This is a genomic window from Prosthecobacter algae, from assembly GCF_039542385.1.
Taxonomy (GTDB): domain Bacteria; phylum Verrucomicrobiota; class Verrucomicrobiia; order Verrucomicrobiales; family Verrucomicrobiaceae; genus Prosthecobacter; species Prosthecobacter algae.
Genome location: NZ_BAABIA010000001.1, coordinates 453,546 through 474,785, shown reverse-complemented (window position 1 = coordinate 474,785; position 21,240 = coordinate 453,546). Strand labels below are relative to the sequence as shown.

General features: G+C 58.1%; 16 protein-coding genes. 4 read left to right on the top strand and 12 right to left on the bottom strand.

Annotation, left to right across the window (positions count from 1 at the left end; genetic code table 11):
* Nucleotides 1–53: 53 nt before the first annotated feature.
* From ABEB25_RS01835 to rfbA, 10 genes are all read right to left on the bottom strand, one after another.
* The gene (locus ABEB25_RS01835; protein ID WP_345734673.1) at nt 54–824 is read right to left on the bottom strand and encodes an FkbM family methyltransferase; all 771 of its coding nucleotides are present in this window, start codon (nt 822–824) and stop codon (nt 54–56) included.
* Entirely contained in the window at nt 821–2,065 is a 1,245-nt protein-coding gene (locus ABEB25_RS01830) for a glycosyltransferase family 4 protein (RefSeq protein WP_345734672.1), read from the bottom strand. Before ABEB25_RS01830 ends, ABEB25_RS01835 begins: the two co-directional genes overlap by 4 nt.
* Nucleotides 2,066–2,112: 47 nt before the next feature.
* A complete protein-coding gene (locus tag ABEB25_RS01825; RefSeq protein WP_345734671.1) occupies nt 2,113–4,965 on the bottom strand; it encodes a hypothetical protein in 2,853 nt (950 codons plus the stop codon).
* A gap of 12 nt (nt 4,966–4,977) precedes the next feature.
* The gene (locus ABEB25_RS01820; protein WP_345734670.1) at nt 4,978–5,916 is read right to left on the bottom strand and encodes a glycosyltransferase family 2 protein; all 939 of its coding nucleotides are present in this window, start codon (nt 5,914–5,916) and stop codon (nt 4,978–4,980) included.
* Between the two features lie 66 nt (nt 5,917–5,982).
* Nucleotides 5,983–7,128 (bottom strand): glycosyltransferase family 4 protein, encoded by a 1,146-nt coding sequence (locus ABEB25_RS01815; RefSeq protein WP_345734669.1) that lies wholly within the window; start codon nt 7,126–7,128, stop codon nt 5,983–5,985.
* A 108-nt stretch (nt 7,129–7,236) separates the two neighbouring features.
* Nucleotides 7,237–8,415 carry a glycosyltransferase family 4 protein gene (locus ABEB25_RS01810; RefSeq protein WP_345734668.1) on the bottom strand — a complete coding sequence of 393 codons (1,179 nt, stop codon included), beginning with the start codon at nt 8,413–8,415 and terminating at the stop codon, nt 7,237–7,239.
* A gap of 117 nt (nt 8,416–8,532) precedes the next feature.
* The gene (locus ABEB25_RS01805; RefSeq protein WP_345734667.1) at nt 8,533–10,101 is read right to left on the bottom strand and encodes a lipopolysaccharide biosynthesis protein; all 1,569 of its coding nucleotides are present in this window, start codon (nt 10,099–10,101) and stop codon (nt 8,533–8,535) included.
* A gap of 26 nt (nt 10,102–10,127) precedes the next feature.
* Nucleotides 10,128–11,105, bottom strand: coding sequence for a GDP-mannose 4,6-dehydratase (locus ABEB25_RS01800; RefSeq protein WP_345734666.1), 978 nt, complete (start codon nt 11,103–11,105; stop codon nt 10,128–10,130).
* Between the two features lie 10 nt (nt 11,106–11,115).
* Complete coding sequence (gene rfbB / locus ABEB25_RS01795) at nt 11,116–12,090, bottom strand: dTDP-glucose 4,6-dehydratase (protein ID WP_345734665.1); 975 nt, start codon at nt 12,088–12,090, stop codon at nt 11,116–11,118.
* Complete coding sequence (gene rfbA / locus ABEB25_RS01790) at nt 12,087–12,986, bottom strand: glucose-1-phosphate thymidylyltransferase RfbA (RefSeq protein WP_345734664.1); 900 nt, start codon at nt 12,984–12,986, stop codon at nt 12,087–12,089. Before rfbA ends, rfbB begins: the two co-directional genes overlap by 4 nt.
* A gap of 286 nt (nt 12,987–13,272) precedes the next feature.
* Here rfbA and ABEB25_RS01785 point away from each other — a divergent pair, with 286 nt between their 5' ends.
* Nucleotides 13,273–14,919: a formylglycine-generating enzyme family protein gene (locus ABEB25_RS01785; protein ID WP_345734663.1), complete on the top strand. Its 1,647-nt coding sequence runs from the start codon at nt 13,273–13,275 to the stop codon at nt 14,917–14,919.
* A 29-nt stretch (nt 14,920–14,948) separates the two neighbouring features.
* Entirely contained in the window at nt 14,949–16,676 is a 1,728-nt protein-coding gene (locus tag ABEB25_RS01780) for a tetratricopeptide repeat protein (protein ID WP_345734662.1), read from the top strand.
* A gap of 6 nt (nt 16,677–16,682) precedes the next feature.
* On the opposite strand, the gene ABEB25_RS01775 is transcribed toward ABEB25_RS01780, so the two are convergent.
* On the bottom strand, nt 16,683–19,082 hold the full coding sequence (locus tag ABEB25_RS01775) for a serine/threonine-protein kinase (RefSeq protein ID WP_345734661.1): 2,400 nt from the start codon (nt 19,080–19,082) through the stop codon (nt 16,683–16,685).
* Nucleotides 19,083–19,180: 98 nt separating this feature from the next.
* On the opposite strand from ABEB25_RS01775, the gene ABEB25_RS01770 reads away from it, so the two are divergent.
* On the top strand, nt 19,181–20,086 hold the full coding sequence (locus ABEB25_RS01770) for an RluA family pseudouridine synthase (protein WP_345734660.1): 906 nt from the start codon (nt 19,181–19,183) through the stop codon (nt 20,084–20,086).
* A 13-nt stretch (nt 20,087–20,099) separates the two neighbouring features.
* Here ABEB25_RS01770 and ABEB25_RS01765 read toward each other — a convergent pair whose 3' ends face one another.
* Entirely contained in the window at nt 20,100–20,543 is a 444-nt protein-coding gene (locus ABEB25_RS01765; RefSeq protein ID WP_345734659.1) for a GAF domain-containing protein, read from the bottom strand.
* A gap of 66 nt (nt 20,544–20,609) precedes the next feature.
* Between ABEB25_RS01765 and ABEB25_RS01760 the strand changes: the two genes are divergently transcribed.
* Nucleotides 20,610–21,227, top strand: a complete 618-nt coding sequence (locus ABEB25_RS01760) for a hypothetical protein (RefSeq protein ID WP_345734658.1) — start codon at nt 20,610–20,612, stop codon at nt 21,225–21,227.
* Nucleotides 21,228–21,240 lie beyond the last annotated feature (13 nt).

The following is a 21,240-nucleotide window of genomic DNA, read 5'->3' as shown; positions in this document are numbered from 1 at the left end:
CAGGTGAGGAAGATCGTTGTTCAAAGCAAAAAGTCGGGAAAAGGACGACAAACTCAGTCCGCACGCACAAAAAGTGCATCGGCCCACAGCGGGCCTTTGGGACCGCCGTAAGGGGCAGAGATGCCAAAGGTACGAAAGCCATGCGCACGCACAGCTTCACAAAGATCGTCAAAGGTAGCACCACCTTCATAGTGGGGCACATAGTTCACTTCCATCAGCAGAGCAGCCGTCGAGCGCAAGGTCTCGCGGGCGCCTTCCAGCACAGGCAGTTCATAGCCTTGAACGTCAATTTTCAAAAGGCCGATCGGAGTCCCTGCCGGAATCACATCATCCAGCCTCACCAAGGGAACTTTCAGGTGCTGCTGGACATTGAAATCCCCCCCGCCATAACCGTCCGCCACATTCGCCGTCGGTTTCAGGACGCTGGCCAGTTTCGAATTGGCAGTGCACAGCAGTTCAATCTCCCCAGCTTCGGCCCCAACGGCGACCGGGTGCAAATGGCTGTTTGAAAGCCCCGCCAATGCCTGCTTCAACTCTGTATGACAAGACGGCTGAGGCTCAAACGCATGCACACCAGCCAATGCGATGAGGGAAGAAACGGCACGTGTGAATTCGCCCGTGTTTGCCCCCACATCCAGCAGAGTCCAGGGCTGGCCCGGCTGTCTCAAAGCCGGTGGCCAAAGGTCAAACCGGCATGTCGCCACCGCCTCTGCGATGGCCTTGGATCCAGGCAGGCCCAGACGGCCCATTTGAAACTTTCGCCGATGCTGCTCAATGAGCACATGAGGGGCAAGGGAACGAAGGGTATTGGTAATAAGACTCATGCGGGTATGGACTCCAGCGCGCTGATGAGCCGCTCGCCATAGCGGTCCCAGGTGTATTCTGCGGCCCTTTGACGTGCAGCCGTGGCAAACTGGGTGCGCAACGCCCGGTTTTCGACGATGGATTCGATGGCATCTGCCAAGGCGATGGGATCGCGCTCGGGAATGAGGATCCCCTCGATGCCATCCCTGGCAACGGAACCTGCGGAGGCGGTGACCACCAGGGGCAAGGCGGCGGCCAGGGCTTCGTAAGTCACCTCAGCCGATCCCTCCGCCAAAGACGGTAGCGTAAAAACATCCGCCTGCTGAAATTCCTCATGGATACGCTCCCGGGGCACGCGCCCCAAAAATGTCAGGTGACGGCACGCGGGCTGGTTGCGCACCAGCTCTTCCACATGCCCGGCCACGCGGAACTCATACTTACGGCCGCGCCTAACCAATTCTTCTGCTGCCATGGCCAAATAATGGATGCCTTTGCGGAGATCCGCCGTCCCGACAAAAAGAATCCGTCCCGGCTTCGTTTCCGGCACGAGCTGCAGCCAAGTCGGGCTCATGCCGTAAGGGACGACCGCCGTGCAATCCTGGGCGATGTTCCAATTTTTCACCAGATCCTGCGCAACACTTTCAGACGGGCAGATGTAAAAATCAGCCTGGCTAAGAAGGGCGTCTTGGTGGTTAAACTCACGCAGCACTCCCTCCCAGTCAGGTGGCTCCGCTTCCCATCCTGGAAACAGGCGGCGCTCCTCAGCAACCAGTCGGTTGGTGCTGATGAGGATGTAAATTTCTGAAACCACCTTCAGCCCTCGCTCCCGCGCCAGCCACATCAGCGGGGTAAATTCACTGAACATGAGATACAAGTGAGTAGCCCTGCCAAAGTCACACCCGGCCACAGCCTCGCCCAACTCCTGATGCCGCCGCACATCCTGCCGGAACACGTTTGTTGGCTCCTTGGATGCCCACACAGACCGCCAGAACCATCGTAAGTTAGGCCAGACAAAGGTCACCGTTTTTTCTCGGATCACTTCCTGCACACGCCGGTTGGCCAGTCGGCGGAGCTTTGTCCCGATCCAGGGCAGTCTCCCCCCGGCAGACAGCCAGCGGCCCCAGCCCACATTGCCGCAAACGTCCGTGTAAAAACGCTCCAATAGACCGGCCTGATGGAGAATGAAAGGCACCGCGTAACTGCGTCGAGCCCCACTTTGGGCCACGATGTACCGATGCTTGGAAGATGTCTGCCTGGACATGCGAAAAATAAGAAATCAGAAATCCGCCCTATCTGGGGATCCACCGTTCACGGTTGAGGAGAAACCTGCATGATCTGCAGCTTCACAAATCCGGTGTGCAGAAAAGGACTGCGTACGACGACCTGAACAAGCTCACGATCTCCAGCTTGGCTCGTCACCTCCTGCTGAACGATCTCCGCCGTTTGCCACTGCGCCAGATCACCACTGATTTGCAGCTCAAAGCTCAGATCCGAAGGCCAGATAGAACGCTCATAACTCACGGTTAACAAAAAAGGTGTCTGCTCAGCCGTGGTGGCCAATGACATCTGCAAGGGTGCATGAGCGACGGTTGAAGGCTCGATGCCCAGAGCATACTTCAACAAATTCGGCTGCCCATCTGCCAGATAGTCGGTCTCCGGGCCGGACACTTCAGGATCTGCCAGTTCAGCCAGAGTGAATTTTTCATTCATCCACGACTCGTAGGTGGCTGGCGGTGCTTCATAAGCGCCCATGTCATTGCGGCGATAGAACAATCGGCCACTCCGGTCTTTCATGACGCCCAGTTCAATGCCCGCATCAATCAAGGGGCTGCCTGGCACAGGCTTCAACCCGTTCAGGCTAAAGCTGGGAGAGGTAAGGCTGTGAAGATCCTGCCCACGTTCCTGCCACTGGGCTAGATTCAGATCTTCAATGCTTGCGCCATCCTGAAAACGGTAAAACAGGGTGGAGCCACCCAATTGATAAGCATTATGATCCAACTGAAGAGAGTCAGTGTTGCGGACATGACTGAAAACATTCGCCGCAGGCACATGGCTTGGCATGAGGACCAGGTTGTTTTTAAACAGCAGATCCAGAGGTCCTTCCCGGGTGAACAAAGACGATTGGGGCACCCCTCCCTGAATGCCAGTCACCTCACGGGCATCAATGGTGCAGGCCTGAATGTCCACGTAGCCAGCCGCAGGATTGCGGCGGAGTTCGCCCTTGATCCTATGCACGCAGTTACGCTCCGTCAGCCGCCAGCCAGCAGTGGCAATGTTCATTCCCTGAAAAGTACATCGGTCCGCTATGACATCCGACTCAAATGACAAGGAACCGCATCGTGTCCCCTCCACTCGCACGCGCTTGACGGAGAGGCCCTGGATATTGCCGATGCCAAAATCACAGTCGATGAACTCAAATGCCCCAAACTGCGCAGGCTCTCCCGGATGCCCCATATTATGAGAATAAAACACGGGATAGGACTGAGTCATCGTCCCGGAGGCCGAGCCGATGAGCCCCGCATTCGCCACACTGCGGCAGCGGATAAAACGATGACGGATGTTCAGATCGAGAGGCTGGTGGTTGAAAGAGACAAACAATGTCTGCCCGCCGGAATTCGCATAGGGGGATCCTTGCTCGCACTGCACATCTTCCAGCAACACCTCATCCCCTGCATTCCCCTGAACAATCCCAATGTTGTGCTTGGAGCCGTAATACAGATAGCAGTGCTTGACCGTCGTGTAACCGGAGGTGCCTGTGAAACCCATGCAGTAACCACCGATGGGATCGTTATTGGTCGCATCCGCAAGGCACGTTTTCCCAGCATGAATATCCTGTATGTTCAAATTCGCCGCGTTTAACAGGATGGCGCTTCCTTCCACAAAGCGGTAGCTGCGCTCGTAGCGTTTGCCATCCTGGCGAGGATCTGTGCTGCCAAACGGGTGAACATACAGTGTGGTTCCATCCGTCCAAAAGGAACCTGGGGTGGATGACAGTTGTCCTGCGACGGCAGAAAAAGTCCCGCCCATCGGGTGATGCATAAACTTGTCGTCTTCCCAGAGAACGATGTCCGCCTGGGTATCCGCAGTGGAAAACACATTGGGAGTCGAGGTCACCTGCCACATCGGGTTGGGCAGGCTGCGATAGCTTTTCACCCGCACCCACTCCTGGCCTTCGGCAGCTTTGACGTTCAAGCCATTCGTTGAAAATGCCAGAGCCTGCCCTTCCAGATCCAGTGGAAGCCCTCCAGTATGGATCACCAGGGTGTCCCCTGATTCCTGACTGTTTGCAGAGAACATGCCGGCATAGTTGCTTTCCAGGTTGATTTTGGCTGCCGTTTTCCACGCAGTCATGGGCGAGGTTCCATCGGCCGAGTCATCTCCGTTGAGGGGATCACAATACCAAGTCAGTCTCGTTACTGGCTCGATGACATCGGCAGGGTAGACGATGTCGGAGAAGTCATTGTTATCGAAAGTATAGACCGAAGCAGCTCCCAGGCGGCCCTTAAACAAAGTTCCAAAAGTCCAGCTTCCGGCCACCATTTGTCCAATTTCAGCGATGCCGGTCTGCACATCGTTCAGAGGACTCCAGGACTGCATGGGCTGACCTGGCAGCTTGCAGTAAAAGCGCACATCGGCCGTGCTGCCAGACTTCAAGTGCGTCGCAATCCCCAGATAGATCCATCGATTTTTCCACTCGATATTGGACGGATAAAACGAGTTGTACTTGATGCCCCCGCCCAAAACACCGTCTGTAATCGAAAGGGTGGGAGATGCATTTCCATGAATGTCACACAGGCTCAGAAGATCCACCTGCTCTCCCTGGACATCCTTGAAGAAAAACCACCCCCCGATGAAGACCTTCGAAGGAGACGATGGGATTTCAAATCTGCCAATGGCCGGGAGTCCCTGCTCACGCAGATCCGCACTTGCTGGAAGCTCGTTGACAAGATGCGGGCCTCCTGGCCGCCCCACCAAAATGCCGCGCACCTCCTGAAAATTGGCCCCCGGCTCTTCCGCAGTCAAATCCTCCGTAGGATTGAACATTTCACGCTGCTGTAGGTGCATCTCCGCCGAAGCCCCCGTCAAGCCAGCAGCCCACATAGCTAGACAGAGAACTGTCTGGCAGCAGAAGCTTTTGGTGATGACAAAAGGTGAAGGCATCAGAAACCTATATCAGGAACAGTAAGGGCGTTTCTCCGGCTCTGCGGCTTGGGCTGTGTCTCCAGAAACAAAAATACGTTTAAAGTCATTCGCCTGATACAGCGGCCAGCGTGCCAGTTGCATCCAGGCAAGGTAAGTTTTCCAAGGCACTGGCCAGCGGTTTTTCCAACACTCGTTCCACCCTTTGAGGGCAGACAGCCACCATCGTGGCTCCTGAATCACCCAACGCCCCCCGTTTGAACAGGCATACGTGAACTGCCGGAGGATGCGAAACAAAGACACAAACGGCAGCCATGGCCAGGGGCACCGCATCCAGACACTCCAGAGTTCATTGCGTGCATTGAAGTGGTGCGTGCGCAGATTGTTCCGATTCGTGGGTGAAAAGTGGTGCCGGATCACCAACGAGGGATCGAACCAAACCGCTTTTCCAAGGGCATAGATTTGCAGGGCATAGTCAGGCTCTTCGTAAGCATGAAAAAAGCTTGCGGGATAGCCCGTGGTTTTCAGGTAGTCACTGCGCCGCATGGCAGCCGCCCCGTTCGGATAAGCCGAAACGTAGTGCCCTGGACTCGATGGAGATTTTGACGCCGGAACAAAGCTGCCATCATCTCGCAACTCAGGAAAGGTGAGGACGGAAACCTCGGGGTGAGCCAAAAACAACGCGGGCAGCTTGGCGAAAAAATCATCTTCCAAGGGATAGCTGTCATCGTCCAGGCACATCACCACATCTCCGATGGCCTCGCGCAGCATACGATCCCGTGAGCGGATGGATCCCTGGCAAGCATCGTTCACCGTGAGGCGGCAATGACGGAACTCTTCCTGCACGAGGGCAACCGTCCCATCCGTGCAGCCATCAGCAGTCACCAAAATTTCTAAAGCAGGAGGGTTCATCAAAGCCAGACGGCAAAGGGTCTGCCGCAGGTTCGCGCAGCGATTGCGCGTTGTAATCATCACCGAGATTTGCATGCAACGGTCAAATCATTCAGGCTAACCGGGTTTGTGGAAGACGTAGTCTCATCATCCCCTGGCAGCATCAGGCCGTTGCTGGATAGATTGCAGTGTCCGAGTGAGCGTAGCGCCATGTTTTTCCCAGGTGTATTCACGGGCTCTCAGGCGCGCAGCAGCTCCCATCTTTTCTCTCAAGGCCCTGTCATTAATGATGGTTGAAACAGCTCTCGCCAGCGCCTCGGTGTCCCTCGGTTCCACCACAAACCCGCTCACACCATGCTCGACTATTTCAGCGCAGTGAGGTGAGGCAACCACAGGAATGCCCGCAGCCATAGCTTCCAGAATCACGGCCCCAAAAGAATCCGACAGCGTGGGGAAAACCAGCACATCGGCATTTTCATACAGTTTGTTAACCCTTCCTCTCGGCACCCGGCCAAGAAACTGCAAGGACGAACACAGCGGATTTTTACGCACCAAGTCCGTAACCCCACCTGCGGCGATAAAATGAGGCTGCCGACCGCTGGCATCACGGATGATCTGCGAAGCGGCCATAGCTAGGTAATGGATCCCTTTCACAAGGGTGCAGCTTCCGACAAAAAGCACCTGCCCTTCAATTGGGCGGTTCTCAATTTCAAAGAATGACTCACTGATCCCGTAAGGCACAACGTGGATTCGGTCTTCCGGGAACAGCCCTTCATCGACAATGTCTTGTTTGACGGCCTGCGTGGGAACGACCAGTTCATCGGAAATGTCACAAGGCCCCCTCCGCAACTTTTCAGACTTCAGCAGACGGGCATAGGGCATCTCGCATTCCCATCCAGGAAACAGGCGGTGTTCATTTTGATGAACTCGCCACAAAGACGGCTTAACAAAAAATTCGGTCACCACACGCACTCCACGCTTCCGGGCTTCTCTCAAAAACCAAGGGGACCACCCCATGGACGAGTATATCAAACTGGCATCGCCCCCATCCTGAGTTTTCATGCAATGCCCAAGAAAGCAAGAACTGTCCACCGCATCCATCTTTCCAGAACACACTCTGTCTATCCATGATGCGAACGGGAAAGATTGGGTGAGGGGCAAGACCTCTTCAGGAACCTTCCGGTTCGCCAGCAGCCCCAGCGTGTGCCGCAAACCAGGAATGCCCGCAAATGCCGAGAGCGTACGACCAGTTCCTTGATTTCCGCAGGCATCCGTAAAGAATCCGGAAAGCATGCCACTTTTCGCCAACGCGAGAGGTACTGCATAATTGTGACGTGCACCATTTTGCAAAACCAAGACGCGACAATCGGGGGGGGATGTACGAGTCATTATGGTTACGGCCTACATTGAAAGCAAACCTTGGCCCGAACCTGCGGCCTCTGGTTTTATTGAATGTGAGGGGATGGAAGAAATCGATTGGGAGTCATCGGCAATGAATGACCTCCAAAGAGCCGCCAGCCTGGAATATGAAAACTTCTCGAAATAGAACTGCTGCAACCGTTCTTGGTCCAGAGTTCCTTCAGTCAGCCGCAGGGCCGCCTGTTTCACGGCATCCAGAAAAGTTGTTGGGGAACCTGGATCGACAATGAAGCAGTCAGGATTCTCGTAATCAGGAATGCCCCCGACTCCATACGATACAAAAGGCACCCCGCAGGCCATGGACTCCAGCAACACCAGCGGCGCACCTTCCGCCCCCAGGGTAGGGAGCAGCGTCAAATCAAACGTTGAAAGCAGGTCCGCATAGGCTTGCCCATCTGGGTATCGTCCGTGGCAAAAGACACGGTCCTGCCATTGATTTTCACGGATCAAATCACGGATCGGTTCTGCCTCTGGGCCACTGCCATAGATGTGCAGTTCAGCCAAACAATCCGCCAAGACTGGCCACTGCCGAACCAGCCATAGAGCACCTTTATGGGGAACCAGACGGCTAAAAAAACCGGCCCGCAGACCAGCGGTGATTTGGCGCCGACGGACGGTCGGGATCGTAGCTGTAACTTCCAAAGGCTCCGGAAAAGCCGGAAGCACCGGGACCTCCGCTTTCCAGCCAAAGACGCGTCTAAACGTGCGAGCCACGGGCGACGCCTGTGCCACCACCTGATGAAAGCCAAACCGGATGGAGTGGCGGGAATCACGCGGCCCGCAAGAATCCCCAGACATCACCTCATGAAACACACGACGAGGGCAGGCCCCGCTCAGAATGGCTGGGAGAAACAAGTTCCATCCAGTCCCACAGGCCACATAGACTTGCGGCCGAATTCGGCGCAGTTGGCAGATCAAGTTCCAGGCCGTTTTAAGTGTTCCTTCTGGAGCATTGTCCGGCCCGGCCTGCGGGCAGAAAACCTTGAATTTTCCCAGCGCACTTAACGTGGCCACACGGTCTCTATCTTCAGAAGAAAGCAGTACTCCAAGAGAGACGATATGAACCTCATGTCCCGCCTCAAGCAAGGCTCGAGCAAGCCAGTAGTAGTGCGTCTGGATGCCGCCCTGCCCGCCAAAAGTTCCTGCTAGAACAACTCTCATTTTATAAACAATTCAAATCGCCTCTGCATGCTTGGTGGAGACTTTTCGATAAGACATCCACGGTCTGCCTGCGGATCTAATTTTTGGGATAATACAGACGATGAGAACGCACATCCTTCAGACAGCACTTCCCCGCCATGACAAATGACAGCAGGACGCCAGACGGGACAGCAGCCTGCTTCTCTGAGGAGGAGTCAGCACCAGCACCCAAAAAGACACTCCCAATACCAGCCCGGAAGCAGCCACCACGGCCAAAAGAATCACCCAGTCGGGACGGGTTGCCGCCACAAACTGGGCGGCGTAGCAAGCACTTGAGGCGGCAGCCAAGACGGCTGTGGCAGGCAGAAAAACGAGGCGCAGATAGTCTTTCAAGGGAATGGCCAGGCGTTTCAGGCCCTGCCACACAACAAACCAGTGCGCGGTCAAAAGTTGTGCCACCAAGGTTGACAAGGCCAACCCCAGCACTCCCAGCCAGCGAATCATCGGCAGAGCCAAGGCCAATTTCAAAAGCCCGCCCGTCATCATCAAAACGGCGAAGGGCTCATGATCCGTAGCACGGCTGCTACTGGAAATGATGAAAGATTGCTGCTCCAGCAAAAAGACCAGGACCAGCACTGCCACAGTGAAGGGCCCGACGTAGTTCCCCTGACCTAACCACACATTGAACAAGGACTCACCTGCAAAAAAAATACCCGCCCCTCCACACAGCATGAAGCAGAGGCCCAGGCGAAGATTGCGCATCACGATGCGGCGCACCTCATCTTGCTGCCCCGCCTGCCAGAGCTGGCTGATGAAAACTGTGGAAGACTGGGCAAATACAGACGCCAAAATATGAACATTGATGATAGCCAGAAAGGCACCCCGATAGGCGGGGATGTTGCCGGCCCCTTCCGCTGAAGCGATGAAAAAACCGTCTGTATTAAACACCAGCACTGTGCCCAAGGAAGAAAGCCACGCACGTAGAGCCAGCCCAGGAACACCTTTGAGAACCGCCGGATTCCAGCTTCCGCTGAGGTTAAAAAGCTCCGGGCTCCGTCGCACGCTGAAACGGCGAATCACCACTCTCTGGACGATCGCGCCCACAGCGGCGATGGCCGCCAGTCCACCCACTCCCGAACCGCAGATCACCGCGACGATCTGGGCCAGCAAAGTCAGTCCACTCAAAAGGGTGGCCAGCAAGGCATCCCAACCCACATGGCCCATGCCCTGCAACACGGCGAGCCAGATGGAAGACCACACTGTCAGGGCCTGACAGACACAGAGAATGGTCCAGGCCATCCAGACAACGCTGTGGCTGGTGGTTTGCAGTTCCAGATTGCGGAGATAAAAGAATCCCAGTCCCCAGGCCACCAAGAACACCCCCGCCGCCATAAATCGATAAATGCGACGACCCGTAGCGATGAGATCGGCAATTTCGGCCAGCGATTCTTGCGTGAGCTGCGCATCAGGAGCCCCCCCACTTTTCCCTTTGGCCAAGGCAATGCGACGAGTGAGAACAGCCCCAAAGCCCAAATCCAAAATGCCCAGCACTGCCCAGCTTTGACCTAACAGCAGCCACAGGCCCACCTCCTCTTTGGAAAGATTCCCCAGCAACACTGGCATGAGCACCAGCCCCAGCACGATGGACATTCCACGGCTGATCCACTGGGCAGCGGCACCGAAAGCAATGCGACGGGTGGTGGACATGCGGATAAAGAAACCCCCAACTTAGATCAGGCAGTTTTATGCCCCAGGGAACTGCATGCGGATTCAAAAAGCAGTTTCATCATCTCATCGAATGAGGTGGTGGCACGCCACCCCAGCACACGGGCTGCCTTGCTCGGATTGGCCCGGCTGACTCCGATGTCATAGGGGCGAAACAACGTGGAATCTGCCACCACGTGATCATTCCAGTCCAACCCCGCCAATGCAAAAGCCTTCTCCACAAAATCCCGCAGCCGGTGGGTCGTTCCAGAACCGAGAACAAAGTCCCCAGGCACAGGCTGCTGAAGCACCCGCCACATGGCATCCACGTATTCGGGGGCCCAGCCCCAGTCCCTCTCAATCTCAAGGTTACCCAATCGCAAGGTCTCCCCGCTGCCGGCAGCAATCCGGGCCGCAGCGGCAACGATTTTCATCGTCACAAAGCGGTCTGGGCGAAAGGGTGATTCATGATTGAAGAGGATGCCATTGCAGGCATGCAAGCCATAGGCCTCCCGGTAGGAGGAAACGAGCCAATAGGCTGTGGCTTTGGCAATGCCATAAGGGCTGCGAGGACGAAACGGCGTCTGTTCATCCGCAGGCTCGGGAGTTTCGCCAAAAGCTTCCGAAGAAGCCGCGTGAAACAGCCGGGCGGGCATCTTCAAAAACCTCATCGCCTCCAGCAGATTCATCACGCCTTCCGAGATGCTTTGCATGGTCTCGATAGGCTGGTCAAAGGACAGGCCCACAGAAGACTGGCCGGCTAAGTAATAGATCTCAGCGGGCTCCACACTGGTCAGCACCTGCAGCACGCTGCGAAAATCATTGGGTGCCAGCGAACGTGTCTCCACGCGTTCGCGAATTCCCAGGCGATGCAGGTTGGAAAAAGAATGCGTGTAGGCATCTCTTGAAGTGCCCACCACCCTGTAGCCTTTCTCAAGAAGCAGACGCGCCAGGAAGGAGCCGTCCTGGCCGGACACGCCGCAGATCAGTGCCGTTTTCTGACTCATTCGGTTTTGCCTAACAAAAAGTGGTGAATTTACGTGAAAGCGGAATGGAAGCCTCCCAGCCAACCGCAGCCCTGATCTTCGACACATTCACCGCATAGCGTGAATCATGGCCTGGGCGGTCAGTGACCAATGAGACAAGGGCACGGGAATTTCCACCTGATCCAGGTAACTGGGCGTCAAACGCATCACACAGCCAATTCACCAGATCCAAGTTTGTCCGCTCCTCTCCGGTGCCGACGTTATAGATCTCCCCTGTCTCGCCATTCATCAGCACCTGCCACAGGGCTTCGGCATGGTCGGTGACGTGGATCCATTCGCGCATCTGCTGGCCATCGCCATAAACAGGGATGAGGCAGCGATCACGGAGGCACTTTAGCACGGTGGGGATGAGTTTTTCTTCGTGCTGGTTTGGGCCGTAGTTGTTGCAGCAGCGGGTGATGATGGCAGGAAAGCCGTGGGTCTTGATGTAACTTCGGACGAGACAATCGGCTGCGGCTTTGCTGGCCGCGTAAGGGGAGTTTGGCAGCAGTGGACTGTCTTCGGTGAAGGGGGCTTCATCCATGGCCAAGCTGCCATAGACTTCATCGGTGGAGACTTGGATAAAACGATGTTCTTTCTCCTGCGTTTTTTCTCCCCACTGGCTGCGGCAGGCGTCCAGCAGATGCAGCGTGCCCAGCACATTCGTCTCCATAAAAACACCGGCGCTGGCGATGGAGCGGTCCACATGGGATTCCGCCGCCAGATGGATCACGTGGGTGATGCCGTGCATTTGCACCACCCGATGCACTTCGGGGACGTTTCGAAGGTCCACTTGCTCAAAAGCATACTTGGGATGCTGGTCATGGATGCCCTCCAGGTTGCCCAAATTCCCCGCGTAAGTGAGGGTATCGAGATTGATCAACTGGGCGACTTCAGGCCGGTCAATGATGTGACGGATGAGGTTGGAGCCAATGAAGCCTGCGCCTCCTGTGATGAGAAGGTTCATGCAGGCATGGACATCTGGGCAGACTCCGCACGACGGAAATCGGTCCCGATGCCCTGAAGGTAGTGGCGATACTCGCAGTCGGGCATCTTCTGAATGAGATTTTCGAACTGTTCCAGCGACAGGAATCCGCGGCGCAGAGCCGCCTCTTCGGGGCAGCCCAGTTTGATGCCCTGCCGTTTCTCAATGGTCTGCACAAAGGCCGCCGCATCAAACAGGCTTGTGCTCGTCCCGGCATCCAGCCAGGCAAAACCCCGACTAAGCCGCGTCACCTGAAGCTGCCCCCGGCGCAGGTATTCGCGATTCACGTCCGTCACCTCCAATTCCCCTCGGGAAGAAGGTTTTAGGCTCCGTGCGATCTCCACCACCTGCCCATCGTAAAGATAGACGCCTGGAACAGCGAAGGGGCTGCGGGGAGACGCCGGTTTTTCCTCCAGCGAACGTGCCTGCCCGGAAGCATCCAACTCCACCACTCCGTAGCTCGAAGGATTCGTCACGTGATAGGCAAAAATGGAGGCCCCGCCTTGAAAAGCCGCCAGGGCACGTGGCAGGGCATCCCCGCCAAAAAACAGGTTGTCGCCTAGAATGAGGGTCACTGGCCCATCTCCAATAAAGTCTGCCGCGATCAGGAAGGTCTGAGCGATTCCCTCTGGCCGCGCCTGCAAGCGATATTCCAGGTGGATGCCCCACTGGCTGCCATCTCCCAGCAACTGTTGAAAACGCGGCAGATCCTCCGGGGCGGCGATGAGGCAGATCTCACGGATACCCCCTGCGATCAGCACCGTCAGCGGGTAATACACCATGGGTTTGTCATAAACCGGCTGCAGTTGCTTGTTGGCCACCAGACTCAGCGGATAAAGCCGCGATCCGCTGCCACCCGCCAGTAGGATGCCCTTCATGATAGGAAAGCCGTTTGCACTAGCTTTTCAGCCACGCTGCCGCCCTTGGTCGTCCCTGGCGGGGCACCGTTCAGCGAGGGTAAATGGAGGTTTTCAGCCTCACCGGACATGAGGAAAGACAGAGCATGTACCATGCTCATTATCAGCGCAGAGCACAAGCCTCTCCTTTAAAATACGCGGCCCGGCAGCCGCCTGTTCAAAGACCGTCCCACCCCCTTCCCGCCCAGCCCGGGGAATCTTTTTGAATGAAGGCGGACCGTGAGTGTTATATCAATGAACTGTGATTGTGCGTTTCTTCCCATTCAGCCTGCTTGCCCCCGCGCTCCTACTCTCGTCCGGCTTCATCCCCCTTTCCGGTCAGATTCCTGATGAGAAGCGCGAACACGACAGCTCCCTGGGATTGCATTTTGTCTCCATCCCCGGCACCCCGGCCCTGCTGGCGACCCATGAGACGCGTGTTTCAGACTGGCAGGCCTTCATCTCCGCTAGCGGTCGCGAATGGTCCTACAAGCCGCACTTTGAGCAGGGGCCCGACCACCCTGTTGTCGGCATCACTCTGGAGGATGCACGCGCTTTTTGCACCTGGCTGACTGAAAAAGAGAGGGCCGAGGGCAAACTCAATGCCGCCCAGAGCTACCGCCTCCCTGGCCGGGCCGACTGGGATGCCGCCGCCGGGCTGCTGCGGACGCGGAAGCCCGACCTGACCGTCGAGGAAAAAGTGGCAGATGAACAGGTGTTCCCCTGGGGCATGGCCTGGCCGCCACCTGCGGGTGTGGCCAATCTCGCCAACGGCGAAATCCCAGGGTACGACGACTCCTTTCCCTTCACCGCCCCCGTGGGCCAGTTCAAACCCAGCGCCGAGGGCCTTTACGACCTGGCCGGGAACGTCTGGGAGTGGTGCTGGGATCCTGAGATCCGGGCGGAACAGGTCGGCGTTTTGCGGGGCGGCTCCTGGGCCTATTTCCGGCCCGAGTGCCTGCGCTCAGATTATGTCTATGCCGTCCCTGTGGACATGCGCATGCCCACCATCGGCTTTCGCTGTGTCTTTGAGGACAAGCAGCGCACCGCCACCATGCTAGCCGCTGCCGAAAAAATCAAAGCCGAGATCCGCAGCCAGCGCCGGGAAGAGATCATGGGAGGAGCCGTGACCAAAGACGACCTCGCGGCCATGAAGGAAAAACTGAAAAACGCACCTGCCACTGCGGCGACTTCCAGTGCCCCTCTGAAGCCTGCCGAGGCAGGACAAGCCTTTGTCAACGCCCTCGGACTGACCTTTGTCCCCCTCCCCGGTTCCAGCATCCTGTTAGGGAGCACGGAAGTACGCGTGCAGGATTACGAAGCCTGGCTGAAGACCAAGGGAGGCACCTGGGAAAACAAAGCCCCCTTCCTCAGCCTCGATCATCCCGCTGTGGGTGTGACCTGGGAAGAAGCGACGGCTTTTTGCAACTGGCTGACGGAGCAGGACCGCGCGAGCAAACTCATCTCCGTCAACGCCTCCTACCGCCTGCCCACCGACCTGGAGTGGAGCCAGGCGGCCGGTCTGACCGATGAAACCGGGGCCGATCCCTCCCAGCGGCATGAAAAGGCCAGCCGCCACTTCCCCTGGTCTGCCGAAGGCACCTTCCCGCCTCCGTCCTCCAGCACTAACCTGGATGCCACCCGCATCGAAGGTTACCGCGACAGCTATTCCTACACCGCCCCCGTGACCACGGAGGTGGCCAATGCCAAGGGCATCCAGGGCCTGGGTGGCAATGCGTCCGAATGGTGCCAGGATCCCTGGCCCGGTGCTAAGTCCGAGCGGGTCATTCGTGGTGGTTCCTGGCTCAGCCGCGATCAGGACCAGCTCCGCACCGGTCACCGCCAGCACGCCCCGCAGGACAGCCGGAACAACAGCATTGGCTTCCGTCTGGTGCTTGAGCTGCCTGCCCCTTAGGCGATAGCGATTCCCTTTGCCTAGTGCCGATGTCCGCCCCCGCCCCATCCCCCACAGATCATCGGCCCCGCCGCCGACCCTGGCTGACGTGGATCCTCGGGGCGTTGTTCCTGGTCGCGGTTCTTTACTGGTGGGGCGGGGCACGCGGCATCTCGGCAGCACGTGCCACAGTGGCCGGGGTCTATGCCAAAAAGGCACAGGAAAAGCGCCGGGAAAAGGACTGGCCCGCCGCCTGGCAAAACTTGGCCAAAGCCCGCTCCTGGCAGGTCAATGCCCCCCAAGTCCTACGAGCCTATGCCGATCTACTGATCGCCAGCCGCAGCGACGATCCATCCCTACTTCAGGTGCTGAGGCTGCTGGAATCTCAACACCTAGCCACCGCTGAAGACCGTCTCAAAATGGGGCAGATCCTCATTTCCCTTGGCCATGTGGGGGCGGCCCGGGCCGAATATGAAAAGCTGACCGAAGCCGAACGGCAAAACTTGGAAGGGCTTGAGCTCCAGGCCCAGCTTCTCCACGCCGAAGGGCGACCCGACGAGGCAGAAAAACTCCTGCGCCACGCCTTGTCCCAGGCACCGGCCAACCCCGACTCCCGCCTGCGCCTGGCCATCCTGGATCATCGCAACAGCTTCCCCGAAGTCCAGGCACGCGCCCGGCAAGAAGTCTGGGAAATCGCCAGGCAAACAGATTCCACCGGACTCAGCGCCCTCGATTTTTTGGCCACTCAGGTGCAACTGAATGGCGAAGAGGCCGCCGAGCTTATCACCCTCGTCGAGGCCCACCCCACCGCCCCGCCAGCCACCCGTTTTGCAGCTCTTTCGGCCCGCATGCGCGCCCGCCCCCAAGACCGCACCGCCATCCTCGCAGCCGAGGTGGCCGCAGTTCGTGGGCAAGGAGTCGAAATTCTCACCCCCGCATTGAGCTGGCTGTTGCAGGAACAGCAGGCCGAAAGTGTCCTCGATCTCCTGCCCGACGGCCTTCACCTCAAGTCCGGCCAACTTTTGCAGGCCCATCTGGCCGCCCTCAGTTCACTCGGCCGCTGGAGCGACATCGATGCCCTTTTACGCACGCAGAAAACGCTGCCCATCCCAGAAACCTACCTGCATCTATGGAAGGCACGAACAGCGGAAAAGCTTGATTCCGGCATCCAGACCGTGCGTCACCACCTCGAAGCCGCCTTTGCCCAGACAGGTCGCGGACAGGATGACACCGCCGCCCGCCTTACCGCCGAGACGGCCGAAAAGATGGGCCTCTGGGACCTCGCCCACCACTTCTATGCCGAAGTCGCCACCCAGCAGCCTTACCGCCAGCTCCCGCTATGGGAAAAAGTGCATGAGATGGCCCTGCGTGGCCGGGACACCTCCGCCGCCCTCGCCTCGGCACGCAAGCTGGCCCAGCTCCAACCCGAAAACCTCGTTTATACCACACGCTCTCTTTACCTAGCCCTCATCGCCGGGGACAAGATCGAGACCACTCTCCAGGCCATCGTAGCTTTAGGTCCCAGTTCCCAGGATCGCACTCCTTCGGTCTCCCTGCTCCAGGCACTGGCTGCCTACCGCATGGGGGATATGGCCCAGGTCCGGGAACATCTGGCTGGACTGTCGGCAACGCAGGATCTCGCCGCAGGGCAGCGCGCCACCTGCGCAGGTCTGATGGCCAGCATCGGCCAAACTGGCCCAGCCTATCGGCTGGCCGAAAGCATCCCTGCTCTGCTTTTGCTGCCAGAAGAAATACGCTTTCTCAAACGAGCGCTGTAACCGCCATCACTGCACCACTTTCATCCAGCGGGAGCGGAAGCTGCGGTTCTCCTCCATCAACTGCGCTGCCACCGTGGCGGAAAGATTGTGCAGCCCGGTGACCCTAGCAAAAACGGCGATGCGCTCCTGCCGCTGGTAGTAGTCCGTGCTGTCGGTCGTCTGCGCCGCAAAGAACTGTGCCGCCTCCAGCAATGTCTCGGGGGCTAGGCTGTCCAGAGGCAGGGTCAGCACACCACGCTCCAGCGTCACCGTGACCTGCGTCATGTTGGCCTCCGTGACTTTCCCCTCGACCGTGCTACCAGCCACCCGCTGCAGTTTCCCCTGGTATCCCTGCGCCGCAATGTCGGCAAAAAGCTGGTCCAGGAAAGCCTGCCCCTGCGTATACAAATAACGTCGCCCTTCCAGCGCGGATTGTACTTCCGGAGACTCAAAACGCACATCCTTCAGCAGTTCCATCACCCGGCTGTAGTCATACCCCTGGACGAGGGAAGGCAGCACCGCAATCATCTCGGAAAGCTGCGCCAGCTCCCGTTCCCGCAGCACGCGATCTCCGGCCATTTTTTCTCTCTGCACCCCCAGGCGCAGACGCACCAGCTCATGCTTGAGCTCGTCCTCGCGCTTGGTCAGCGATTGTTTCAGGGTGCCGCCTGTGCGCAGACTGTCGCGGGCCTTTTTGACCACGGCCAAAGCCGTCTGGCAGCTTTTCAGGTCCTGGGGAGCCGCCAGATTTTGCACGCTCTTTGCCACAGCCAAATCCTTTTTATATAGTTCAGAAATGGAGGCGTAGCTCTGCACCCAATCCAGCGATGAGGCACCCGCTCCCGTCTTCACATCCGCCAAATGCTGGTCGAAAAACTCCAGTTCTTCCACCCCGAGGGAGGCATCGCCAAAATGCCACTCCGCCAGTCCCTGCAGCAGGTAGCCCAGCACAGGTTCCTGGGTGGTGGCGTAACCCAGGTCGCCCGGCACCGTGCCCAGCCCCAGATTCTCGCCCATTCGGGTGCCCAGAGACTTGAAAAATGCGGCCAGCTCGGCAGATACCAGACTGCTGCCTTCCCCCGTATCCTCGGCCATGTTTTTAAGATGCGCTGCCGCATCCTCCTTCCTGCCGATCACGATGCTGCACAACGCCGCATTGAAGCGCGCCCAGTTCAGCGTCGGCTGCCGCGCTTCGCCTGATTCGATCAGCCGCTGAAACTGCTGCCGCGCTTCGGCAAACCGCTTCTTTTGCAGCATGGTTTCACGAGCTTCCAAAAACTTTTCGCCCACCGTCTTGCGCCCGGCCTGGAGGGTCACCCCATCCCCGCTCAAGTCATTGTGGGAAGTGTCCACCGTTTCTGTGATGGCCACAGCGGCGCGGTCGCCCGTGCTGCGCACCAGCCAGCCCACCACAAAAGTCGCCACCACCGCAGCCGCCGCACCGGCCAGCCAGCGCAGCTTGCGGCTGCTGAAGCGGGTCTTGTAATTTTGCCCCACCAGCCCCTCGGCCAGGCGCAGTTCTTCCACCGTTTCATCGTAGTTGGCACAGCGCTCCTGCGGGCGAAAGGCCACCATGCGGTTGATGACGTGAATGGTGCGGGGGGCAAAGCGCAGACCGCTGTCCTCCAGGGCCACACGCTTGCATTTGATCATGCGCAGCTCCTGGATGTTGTTTGATTCCGCCTTGTGAGGCGGGCGCCCGGTCAGGGCGTGAAAAAGCGTCGCGCCCAGGCTGAAAATGTCGCTCCGGTAATCCTCGCGGTTATCGATGATCTTCTCCGGGGCCACGTAGTAAGGCGTGGCCCAGATCTCGCTGGAGGAATCTGGCCCACGCTCCACGAACAAGGCCAGACCGAAGTCCACCACCTTGGAAGTGCCCGTCTCGGTGAAAAGAATGTTCGCTGGCTTCACGTCGCGGTGGATCAGGCCTAACTGCTGCGCCGCGCGCAGGCCCTCCGCCACCTCGCGCCCGATGCGCAGGCCCTCTTCCTCTTGGATGGTCCCTTCACGGCGGATGCGCTGCTCCAGGCTGCCACCGTTCACCAGCTCCATCGCAATGTAGAAATACCCCTGGTCATAGCCCACGGAATACAGCTTGATCACGTTGGGATGGTTCACATTCGCTGTGATCAGCGCCTCTTGGCGAAACTGCTCCACCCGGGCTGCATCACGGGAATACTGACGGTTCAGAATTTTCAGGGCCACCCGCCGGCCCAGTGTTTCATCTTCGGCCTCGAAAACCCGACTCATCCCGCCTTCGCCGATCTGGCGCACGATCATGAAGTGGTCGAACTTCCGCCGCACCCGCACCATCTGCCCGCAAAAAGGGCACTTCAGCTTGGTGAACGGCTCCAGCGATGTCACATCAATCTGGTTCTGACAGACGGGACAGGTGCTGAGGTAAGACTGTTCGGGGGTGGGGATCACTGAGGAATTAATGCCTTTCACAGGCTGTTTACTTCCATCGCACAGGAAATGCCAGAAATTACAGATTGCCTAATTTATTCGAATCATGACTATGTGACGTGGACTGGATCATCACTGAGCAGAGCGATATTGGGCAACGATTGGACAAGCATCTCACGGGACGTCTTACTGACCTGTCACGCTCACGGTTGCAAGATTTGATTCGTGACGGGCACATCACACTCAATGGCCGCGCCACAAAAGCCAGCATCTCACTGAAGCCCGGAGATGCCATTTCCGTCACCATCCCGGACGCCACGCCGGTGGCCGTGGTTGCGCAGGACATCCCTCTCGAAATCTTGTTTGAGGACAAAGACATCCTGGTGCTGAACAAGCCCCCCGGACTCGTCGTCCACCCCGCCGCAGGCAATCCCGACGGCACCCTCGTCAACGCCCTCCTCCACCACTGCGACGACCTCAGCGGCATCGGCGGTGAAATGCGCCCCGGCATCGTCCACCGTCTCGACAAGGACACCAGCGGCTGCATGGTCGTGGCCAAGAACGACATCGCCCATCGCCGCCTCTCAGAAGCCTTTGCGGAGCGACGCATGAGCAAAATCTACCTCGCCGCCATCAATGGCGTGCCCAAGGAAAAAAGCGGCCGCATCCAGAACCTCATTGGCCGCCACCCCGTGGACCGCAAGCGCATGGCCATCCTCTACGACGGAGCCGGCAAAGACGCCATCACCGAGTGGGAACAGCTCTCCGTTTACAAGGACACCGCGCTCATCCGCTGCAAGCTCCTCACTGGCCGCACGCACCAGATCCGCGTCCACATGAAGGAGGGACTTGGCTTCCCCATTTTGGGCGACCCGATCTACGGCCACCCCAATCGCCAAAAGATCCCCACCCCACGGCTCATGCTGCACGCCTGGAAACTCAGCCTTCATCACCCCATCCATGACCAGCCCATGAACTTCGAGGCGACGGTGCCGGTGGAATATGGGCCCTGGCTGGCCAAGTGACCACCAACCCTTTTTAAGGAACCAGGGCAGACGCTATTTCCGCAGCCAGGGCCATGAGGCGCTGTTTTTCAGCTTCGTTAAAATCATAGGCCTCGCGTTTGCCGATGCCTAGCGCCCCGCACAGACGCTCCCCATCCAGCACGGGCACCGCCAGGCTGCCCTGCACCTGCGTCTGCTTGGCGCCTTCACGTGCCACCCCGCTGGTGTCCGTCTGCAGGTTGCAGAGTTCCACGGGCTGCCGCCGTTCTGCCGCCGCTCCCGCGATACCCTTGCCAATCGGGATGGATTGGATCACCGGCATAAGCTGCGGAGGGATGCCCATCTGTGCCACCAGTTTCAGATGCTGGTCCGCCGGGTCAAAGCGGTGCAGGGTACCAGTCACGCAGCCAAATTCGGCAGCCGTGGATTCAAGGAAGCGGCTCCAGTCATCGGAGGAAGGGTTGGAAGGAAGGATCATAGGCAGAAAACGTGATTGTCGAAAAAGGCGTGTCAGGCTAGTCTGGCTCAACGTTTCCTGGAAACCATGAAAAACTGCGCCGTCATTCTTGGCATTTGTTCCCTCCCCCTAGCGGCCCTCTCTCAGGGCACAGCCGGTGGCCAGCCTGTCGTAGGCCGCACCATTTACCATACCGATGACTCGCGCACTGAATCCGTGCGCGATCCCAACAACCGGGAAATGACCGAGATGACCTACAACACCGCTGGGCAACTGACGGTCAAAAAGGTCTTTCTTCTGAATGACAAGGGAGAACCCCTCCAGGGCAATGTCTATGACGGGCGCGGCAATCTCGTGGCCCGCTGCCAGTCCGTTTATGACGAATTTGGCCGCCGCAAGGAGGACCGCCTCACCAACCTCAAAGGCCAGCTCTTCCAGCAGGTCATCCATGAATACAGCAAGGACGGTAAGGCCCTGACCCCCAAAGTGGTCAATGTGGACACGGCTGCCGAGCCCATGATCAAGCCCGCCGCAGTGGACTACACGGGCAGCGGCGCAACCGCCCCCCCGGCTGGCAATTCCTCACGCTTTGCCCCCATTCAGATCCCCGCAGACGGCGCTCAGCCGACCGCGCCTGCGGCAGTACCGGAGGCAAAAGAAGAAAAGCCGAAAGCCAATTTCTTCAAAAAGCTCTTCAAAAAATAGGCCTCTAGCAAAA